The organism is Streptomyces swartbergensis (genome assembly GCF_002148965.1).
Lineage (GTDB): Bacteria > Actinomycetota > Actinomycetes > Streptomycetales > Streptomycetaceae > Streptomyces > Streptomyces swartbergensis.
Genome location: NZ_NGFN01000399.1, coordinates 1 through 7,489, shown reverse-complemented (window position 1 = coordinate 7,489; position 7,489 = coordinate 1). Strand labels below are relative to the sequence as shown.

Sequence of the window (7,489 nt, the reverse complement as noted above, 5' to 3'; positions counted from 1 at the left end):
CGTCAGACACCTCCCCACCCGCCGTCCCCTACGGCACACCCGACGCCCCCCGCATCGCCGTCCGCGGCGAGGCACGCCTCGAAGTCGACCCCGAGATCGCCCGCATAGGCATCACCGTCGCCGCCCGCGGCCGCGACCGCCGCTCCGCGCTCGACGACCTCACCCACCGCAACGCCGCCGTCCTCGACCTCGTCAAGTCCTACGGCGACGCCGTCGAACGCCTGGAGACCGGCGCCTTCTCCATCACCCCCGAACTCACCAAACACGGCCGCGGCGAACGCGTCCGCACCTACCACGGCACCGTCCACGTCACCGCCGAACTCACCGACTTCACCGCCCTCGGCGAACTCACCACCCGCCTCGCCGACCTCGAACTCACCCGCGTCGACGGCCCCTGGTGGGCCCTGCGCCCCGACTCGCCCGCCCACCGCGAAGCCCGCAAGAAGGCCGTCCGGGAAGCCGTCCAGCGCGCCCGCGAGTACGCAGAGGCCCTCGGAACCACCCTCTCCGCCCTGGTCGAACTCGCCGACATCGGCGCCGAGAACGCACCCCCGGCCTACCCCCAGGCCCCCGGCCGCGCGCGATCCGCCGCCTTCGGCGCCGCCGCCGAGAACGCCCCGGCGCCACCCCTCGACCTCGAACCCCAGCGCCAGCGGGTCCACGCACAGATCAACGCCCGCTTCACGATGGTGCCGCCGCAGCTCTAGCCGGCGCGGCTCCAGCCGACCCATTTCCGAAAACCCGACCGAATTCCACAGGGGTGCTCATGTGCTCATCGGAGCACCCCGCCGCACAATTCAACACTTGTCAATAACGCTTCACTCAAAGTCTGTTGAGTAGTCACGCGCGACCAATTCACTACCAGCCGGTAACTCATAGGCTCAGACCATGCGCCGAGCAAAGATCGTCTGCACCCTAGGACCCGCCACCGACTCGTACGACCAGATCAAAGCCCTGGTCGACGCCGGAATGGACGTAGCCCGACTCAACCTCAGCCACGGCAGCCACGCCGAACACGAGGAGCGCTACCACCGGGTACGAAAGGCCTCCGACGAAACCGGCCGCAGCGTCGGAATCCTCGCCGACCTTCAAGGCCCGAAAATCCGACTCGACCGCTTCACCGAAGGCCCCGTACTCCTTGAACGCGGCGACACCTTCACCATCACCGTCCAAGAAGGCGTCGAAGGCGACCGCAACACCTGCGGCACCACCTACGCCGGCCTCGCCGACGACGTCACCACCGGCGAACGCATCCTCGTCGACGACGGCAAGGTCTGCCTGGAGGTCACCGAGGTCGACGGCCCCCGCGTCCACACCACGGTCGTCGAGGGCGGCGTCATCTCCGACCACAAAGGCCTCAACCTCCCCGGCGTCGCCGTCTCCGTCCCCGCCCTCTCCAAGAAGGACGAGGACGACCTCCGCTGGGCCCTGCGCACCGGCGCCGACGTCATCGCCCTCTCCTTCGTCCGCACCGGCCGCGACATCCAGGACGTCCACCGCATCATGGACGAGGAAGGCCGCCGACTCCCCGTCATCGCCAAGGTCGAAAAACCCCAGGCGGTCGAGAACATCGAGGAAATCGTCGCGGCGTTCGACGGCATCATGGTCGCGCGCGGAGACCTCGGCGTCGAAATGCCACTGGAACAGGTCCCGATCGTCCAAAAGCGCGCCATCAAACTCGCGAAGCGCAACGCCAAACCGGTCATCGTCGCCACCCAGATGCTCGACTCGATGATCGACAATGCCCGCCCGACGCGTGCGGAGGCCTCCGACGTCGCCAACGCGGTCATCGACGGCACGGACGCGGTGATGCTCTCCGGCGAGACCAGCGTCGGCAAACACGCGATCGAAACGGTCAGGACGATGGCCCGCATCGTCGAAGCGGCGGAAGAAGACATCCTGGCCAAAGGCCTGCCGCCCCTCACGGAACGCAACAAGCCCCGCACCCAAGGCGGCGCGGTAGCCCGGGCAGCCGCCGAAATGGGCGACTTCCTCGGTGCCCGCTTCCTGGTCGCCTTCACCCAGTCCGGCGACACGGCCCGCCGCCTCTCCCGCTACCGCTCCCCGATCCCCCTCCTCGCCTTCACCCCCGACCAGGCCACCCGCTCCCAACTCAGCCTCACCTGGGGCGTCGAGACCTTCCTCGGCCCCTGCGTGGACTCCACGGACGCGATGGTCGACCAGGTCGACGAACTGCTCCTGCGCTACGGCCGCTGCCAGAAGGGCGACACGGTCGTCATCACGGCCGGCTCCCCTCCCGGCGTCTCCGGCTCGACGAACATGGTCCGAGTCCACCACATCGGCGAGGACGACAGTCCGAAGTAGGGCGTCATCAGTACTTGGGTCCTACGTGGGCGTCCATCAGGGCTACTGAGGCTTTGCGGGCGACAGAGATGTTGAACGGGTTGCCATTGCGGGTGCAGTGCGTCCACTCGACGCCGAGCTTGTCCAGGGTGTCGGTGTAGAGCCGCCGGATGTCTTCGGAGACGTTGGTGAAGAAGTACCGAGGGTACTCGTAGCGCTTCCGCTCACCGGCGACCATGCGGGTCGTCCAGTTGGTGATGCGACAGCCGTCGGAGTGGATCAGGCCACTGATGAACTCCCAGGGGTGGGCGTCGACGATGGCCTGCTGCCAGGGTTCGAGGGCGATGCGGCGTTCGTGCTTCTTGCCGGGGCCGTGCTGGGGGAAGAGGACCGGCCAGCTCCGGGAATAGCTGGTGACCGCCATGCAGCCCTGCTTTTGCGCGACATAGACGCCTATGCCGGGGCGCACCTTCCCGATGGCCTCGCGGCACTGTTCGATGAGCCCCGGCCAGGCGTCCGCACAAGCGATCCTGAGGTAGTAGCCGCCGCGCGGGTGAGCGCTGATGCAACCGTCACCAAGGTAGAGGCCCAGGAGGTAGGCGTACGCGCATTCGTCCGCGGGCGGTCCGGGGTCTGGGGGCATCATTCGGGGCTGCGGCTCGAGACGGTCCTGCCAGGAGCGGATCGCGCTCCGTGAGATGCCCGTCTCGCGGCTCACCGAGTTCAGGCTGCGGCCCTGGGCCACCAGAGCGAGCGCTCGCTTGCGTGTACTGAGGTCGTACATGGGGCCACTCTGCGCTACTGATCGTGACCCTGGGCAGCAAAAAGCGGAGGATCATGCGAACGTGATCCTCCGCTTGAGGCGAGAGTGCCGGGTACGGGATTCGAACCCGTATGTCCTTTCGGACAGATGTGTTTGAGACATCCGCGTAAGCCTGTTCCGCCAACCCGGCTGGGCAACCCCAAGGAGTGTACCGGTTCCCCCTAGTCAGTCGCAGCTAGGTACGCTCTTGGGAGCAGTACCGGCCTGCCCCGTACCAAGGAGCCCACGTGAGCGCCCCCGAGTCGCCCCAGCCTGTTGACGTGCCTGATGAGGACAACTCGCACGTGCCTCCGATGACGACCCGGGTCGTCATCGCCGAGGACGAGGCCCTGATCCGGCTCGATCTCAAAGAGATGCTGGAGGAGGAGGGCTACACCGTCGTCGGTGAGGCCGGGGACGGGGAGCAGGCCGTGGAGCTGGCGCGTGAGCACCGGCCGGACCTGGTGATCCTGGACGTGAAGATGCCGAAGCTGGACGGCATCTCCGCGGCCGAGAAGATCGCCGAGGAGAGCATCGCGCCGGTGCTGATGCTGACCGCCTTCTCGCAGCGCGACCTCGTGGAGCGGGCCCGGGACGCCGGTGCCATGGCCTACCTGGTGAAGCCGTTCAGCAAGAGCGACGTCGTGCCGGCGATCGAGATGGCCGTCTCGCGTTTCACGGAGCTGAAGGAGCTGGAGAAGGAGGTCGCGGACCTCACGCTGCGGCTGGAGACGCGGAAGCTGGTGGACCGGGCCAAGTCGATCCTCCAGACGGAGTACGGGCTGACCGAGCCCGCCGCGTTCCGGTGGATCCAGAAGACGTCGATGGACCGACGGATGTCGATGCAGCAGGTCGCGGAGGCCGTCATCCAGGACGCGGAGGAGAAGAAGGCCGGCAAGGGCTGAGAGCAGAGCAGAACGAGAGGCCCGCCCCCTTCGAAAAGGGGGGCGGGCCTCTTCATATACAGGTACAGGGGCCGGACGTCAGTCCTCGCCGAGGTACGCCTTGCGTACCGACTCGTCGTGCAGCAGGTCCTGCCCCGTCCCGGAGAGGACGACGTTGCCGACCTCCATGACGTGGCCCTGATCGGCGAGTGAGAGCGCCGCCTGGGCGTTCTGTTCGACGAGCAGGATGGTCGTGCCCTGGGACTTCAGCTCCGAGATCGTCGCCATGATCTTCTGCATCATGATCGGGGAGAGGCCCATGGAGGGCTCGTCGAGCATGAGGAGTTTGGGCTGGGACATCAGGGCGCGGCCCATGGCGAGCATCTGCTGTTCGCCACCCGACAACGTCCCCGCCGCTTGCTTGCGGCGTTCGCCCAGTATGGGGAAGAGGTCGTAGGCGCGCTGGATGTCCTTCTCGATGCCTTCTTTGTCCTTGCGGAGGAACGCGCCGAGCTGGAGGTTCTCCGCGATGGTGAGGCGGGGGAAGATGTGCCGGCCTTCGGGGGAGTGGGCGAGGCCGAGGGCGACGATCTTGTGGGCGGGGACCCCGTTCAGGGGCTTGCCGTCGAAGAGGATCTTTCCGGACGTCGGCTTCAGCAGGCCCGACAAGGTGCGCAGCGTGGTCGTCTTGCCGGCGCCGTTGGTGCCGATGAGGGTGACGACCTGGCCGGCCTCGACGCTGAAGGAGATGCCTTTGACGGCTTCGATCTTGCCGTAGGAGACCCGGAGGTCTTCGACCTCGAGGAGTGCGGTCACTTGGCTTCTCCCTTGGTGCTGCTGGTGGTGCTGGGCGCGTCGGCGGAGGCTGCGGCCTCGGCTGCCTCGACCTCCGCGGCTTCGGCTTCTCCGGGGTCGCCTTCGAAGGGTTCTCCCAGGTACGCGGCGATGACGCGCTCGTCTGCCTGGACGACGTCGGACGTGCCTTCGACGAGTTTCTCGCCCTGGACGAGGACGGCGACGCGGTCGGAGAGGTTGAAGACGAAGCGCATGTCGTGCTCGATGAGGAGGACGGCGATGCCCTTGTCGCGGATGGCGAAGACGAGTTCCTCGGTGGCCCGTGTCTCCTGGGGGTTCATGCCGGCGGTGGGCTCGTCGAGGAGCAGCAGGCCGGGCTCGGAGGCCATGGCGCGTGCGATCTCCAGCTTGCGCTGTTCGCCGTAGGGGAGGTTGCGGGCGAGGTGGTCGCGCTTGTGGGCGAGGCCGATGAACTCGAGGAGTTCCATGGCGCGTTCCTCGCTGGCGCGTTCGGCTTTCTTGAAGCCGGGGCCGCGCAGGAGGGCTGACCAGAGGCCTTCCTTGGTGCGGGTGTGGCGGCCGACGAGGACGTTTTCCAGGACCGTCATGTTGGCGAACAGGCGGATGTTCTGGAAGGTCCGGGCGATGCCGGCCTGGGTGACCAGGTGGGGCTTGGGCGGGAGCACGGTGCCCTTGTAGGAGACGGTGCCCTCGGTGGGGACGTACAGGCCGGTGAGGCAGTTGAAGAAGGTGGTCTTGCCGGCGCCGTTGGGGCCGATGAGGCCGACGATCTCGCCGGCGTTGACCGTGAAGTCGACGGAGCGGACGGCGGTGAGGCCGCCGAAGCGCATCGTGACGCCGCGGGCTTCGAGTACAGGTGTGGTCATGGTGGTTACGCCCCCGCCTTGGTGACGGCCGGTTCGTCGGTCAGCGTGGTCTGTTTGGGTACGTCGAGTTGGCCGGTCTCGTGGAATTCGAGCTGGCGCCGGCGGTTGGCGATGATGCCTTCGGGGCGGAAGCGCATCAGCAGGATGAGCGCGATGCCGAAGGCGAGGAGCGACTTGTCCTGGAGGAAGACGAGCTTCTCGGGGAGCAGGTAGAGCAGGGCCGCGCCGAGGAGTGGTCCGGCGACGGTGCCCATGCCGCCGAGGACGACCGCGGCCAGGAGGAACGCGGAGTTGGGCGGGGTGGAGCCGGCGAACTGGTACGGCGTGGGGACGACGCTGTAGGTGACGTGGGCGCTGACGGTGCCGGCGAGGCCGGCGAGGGCGGCGCCGAGGGCGAAGGCGACGAGTTTGACGCGGAAGCCGTTGATGCCCATGGCGGTGGCGGCGGTTTCGTCCTCGCGGATGGCGATCCAGGAGCGGCCGATACGGGAGTCGGCGGCGCGGGTGTAGACGAGGACGACGATGGCCATGATGAGGACCATCAGCAGGTAGTAGTTGGCGAAGCGGCCGAGGGTGAATCCGCCGAGGTCGTGGGCCTGGCCGAAGTTGAAGCCGAGGAGGTTCAGGTCGGGGATGTTGGAGATGCCGTTGGGCCCATTGGTGACGTCGGGTCCGGAGTCGCCGTCCATGTTGTTGACGGCGATGCGGAAGATCTCTCCGAAGCCGAGGGTGACGATGGCGAGGTAGTCGCCGCGCAGCCGCAGGGTCGGGGCGCCGATGAGGACGCCGAAGACGAGGGAGGCGGCGGCGCCGGCCAGGGCGGAGGCCCAGAAGGGCAGGTGGACGCCGGAGATGGTGGAGAACTCGGAGCCGGAGACGAGGGCGGCGGTGTAGGCGCCGACGCCGAGGAAGGCGACGTATCCGAGGTCGAGGAGTCCGGCGAGGCCGACGACGATGTTGAGGCCGAGGGCGACCGTCCCGAAGATCAGGATGTTGACGCCGATGTTGGCGTAGTGGTCGTCGGTCTGGGTGAAGGGGAAGGCGATGGCCGCGGCGAAGCCCATGGCGAGCGTGAAGCTGCGGTTGGCGGCGACCAGGGCGGAGAAGCGGTCGAGCAGGCCGGCGGTGTGGATCGCCCACATGGCGAAGGTGACGACGAAGAGGTAGCCGACGAAGAGTTCGCCGTACTCGGTGTCGATGCCGTAGGTGAAGACGCCGAGGCCGATGATGGTGACGGCGGTGATCACGGCCCGCTGGACCCAGCCGCTGGTGGCCTGCGGTGCGGGGATGCGGTCGGGCTTGGCGATGTAGGCCTTGAGGGCTTCCTTGGTGCCGTCGGCGTCGGGCCGCTCCTGCGGGAGGGCGAAGGCGCCGAGGACGGGCAGGAGGGAGGCGATGGCCGCGATCCAGCCGCCGGGTTCGAGGTTGACGACACCGCCGAGTTCGGCGCTGATGGCGATGACGGTGAACCAGGTGACGGCGAAGCCGCCGAGGGCGGTGAGCACGAGGGGGGCGTTGTTGCGGGCGGGCAGCAGCCAGCCGAGGCCGCGGATGCCGTACGCGGCGAGCGCGAACAGTGCGGTGAGGACGCCGGCGGTGAAGGTGAGCCACTGCACCACCGACTGGCCCGACAACGTGCGGTTCTACGTCTCCCTCGACCAGGACGTGCAGTCCGGGCTCGACGCGGCGGCCAAGAAATACCCGGGCAACCCGGCCGCGCAGGCCGCCGCCGTCGCCGTCCAGGGCACCGCCCACTCCCACCCCGACTACCCGGGGCCCGCCTCCGACACCCACGACATCGCGGTGGTCGAACTGCC

Annotated in this window: 7 protein-coding genes, 1 tRNA gene and 1 pseudogene; 4 read left to right on the top strand and 5 right to left on the bottom strand. The window is 67.9% G+C overall.

Annotated elements, in window-relative coordinates; all coding sequences use genetic code 11:
* A partial coding sequence (locus CA983_RS37900; protein WP_244207269.1) for an SIMPL domain-containing protein occupies positions 1–707 on the top strand: 707 nt, incomplete at its 5' end.
* 181 nt (positions 708–888) lie between these two features.
* Positions 889–2,325, top strand: coding sequence for a pyruvate kinase (gene pyk, locus CA983_RS37895; RefSeq protein WP_086605257.1), 1,437 nt, complete (start codon positions 889–891; stop codon positions 2,323–2,325).
* Between the two features lie 7 nt (positions 2,326–2,332).
* On the opposite strand, the gene CA983_RS37890 is transcribed toward pyk, so the two are convergent.
* Both CA983_RS37890 and CA983_RS37885 read right to left on the bottom strand, forming a co-directional pair.
* Positions 2,333–3,088 carry a helix-turn-helix domain-containing protein gene (locus CA983_RS37890; protein ID WP_086605256.1) on the bottom strand — a complete coding sequence of 252 codons (756 nt, stop codon included), beginning with the start codon at positions 3,086–3,088 and terminating at the stop codon, positions 2,333–2,335.
* Between the two features lie 85 nt (positions 3,089–3,173).
* Positions 3,174–3,257 (bottom strand) — tRNA-Leu (locus CA983_RS37885).
* A gap of 97 nt (positions 3,258–3,354) precedes the next feature.
* On the opposite strand from CA983_RS37885, the gene CA983_RS37880 reads away from it, so the two are divergent.
* The gene (locus CA983_RS37880) at positions 3,355–4,011 is read left to right on the top strand and encodes an ANTAR domain-containing response regulator (RefSeq protein WP_086605255.1); all 657 of its coding nucleotides are present in this window, start codon (positions 3,355–3,357) and stop codon (positions 4,009–4,011) included.
* A gap of 78 nt (positions 4,012–4,089) precedes the next feature.
* Here the strand turns inward: CA983_RS37880 and CA983_RS37875 are convergent, their stop codons facing one another.
* Genes CA983_RS37875 through CA983_RS37865 form a run of 3 tightly spaced genes read right to left on the bottom strand, consistent with a single transcriptional unit; the run spans position 4,090 to position 7,291 of the window.
* Complete coding sequence (locus tag CA983_RS37875; RefSeq protein WP_059414413.1) at positions 4,090–4,806, bottom strand: ABC transporter ATP-binding protein; 717 nt, start codon at positions 4,804–4,806, stop codon at positions 4,090–4,092.
* Positions 4,803–5,672, bottom strand: a complete 870-nt coding sequence (locus tag CA983_RS37870; protein WP_086605254.1) for an ABC transporter ATP-binding protein — start codon at positions 5,670–5,672, stop codon at positions 4,803–4,805. Before CA983_RS37870 ends, CA983_RS37875 begins: the two co-directional genes overlap by 4 nt.
* A 5-nt stretch (positions 5,673–5,677) precedes the next feature.
* Complete coding sequence (locus CA983_RS37865; protein WP_425276501.1) at positions 5,678–7,291, bottom strand: branched-chain amino acid ABC transporter permease; 1,614 nt, start codon at positions 7,289–7,291, stop codon at positions 5,678–5,680.
* Here CA983_RS37865 and CA983_RS46430 point away from each other — a divergent pair.
* Positions 7,269–7,489 (top strand): annotated as a pseudogene (locus tag CA983_RS46430) (trypsin-like serine protease); the annotation flags it as partial. The gene CA983_RS37865 and the pseudogene CA983_RS46430 sit on opposite strands and share 23 nt — an antisense overlap.

Excerpts from the sequence above, each read along its gene's own strand:
- CA983_RS37870 (WP_086605254.1), bottom strand. The coding sequence starts at position 5,672 with ATGACCACACCTGTACTCGAAGCCCGCGGCGTCACGATGCGCTTCGGC.
- pyk (WP_086605257.1), top strand. The coding sequence starts at position 889 with ATGCGCCGAGCAAAGATCGTCTGCACCCTAGGACCCGCCACCGACTCG.
- CA983_RS37890 (WP_086605256.1), bottom strand. The coding sequence starts at position 3,088 with ATGTACGACCTCAGTACACGCAAGCGAGCGCTCGCTCTGGTGGCCCAG.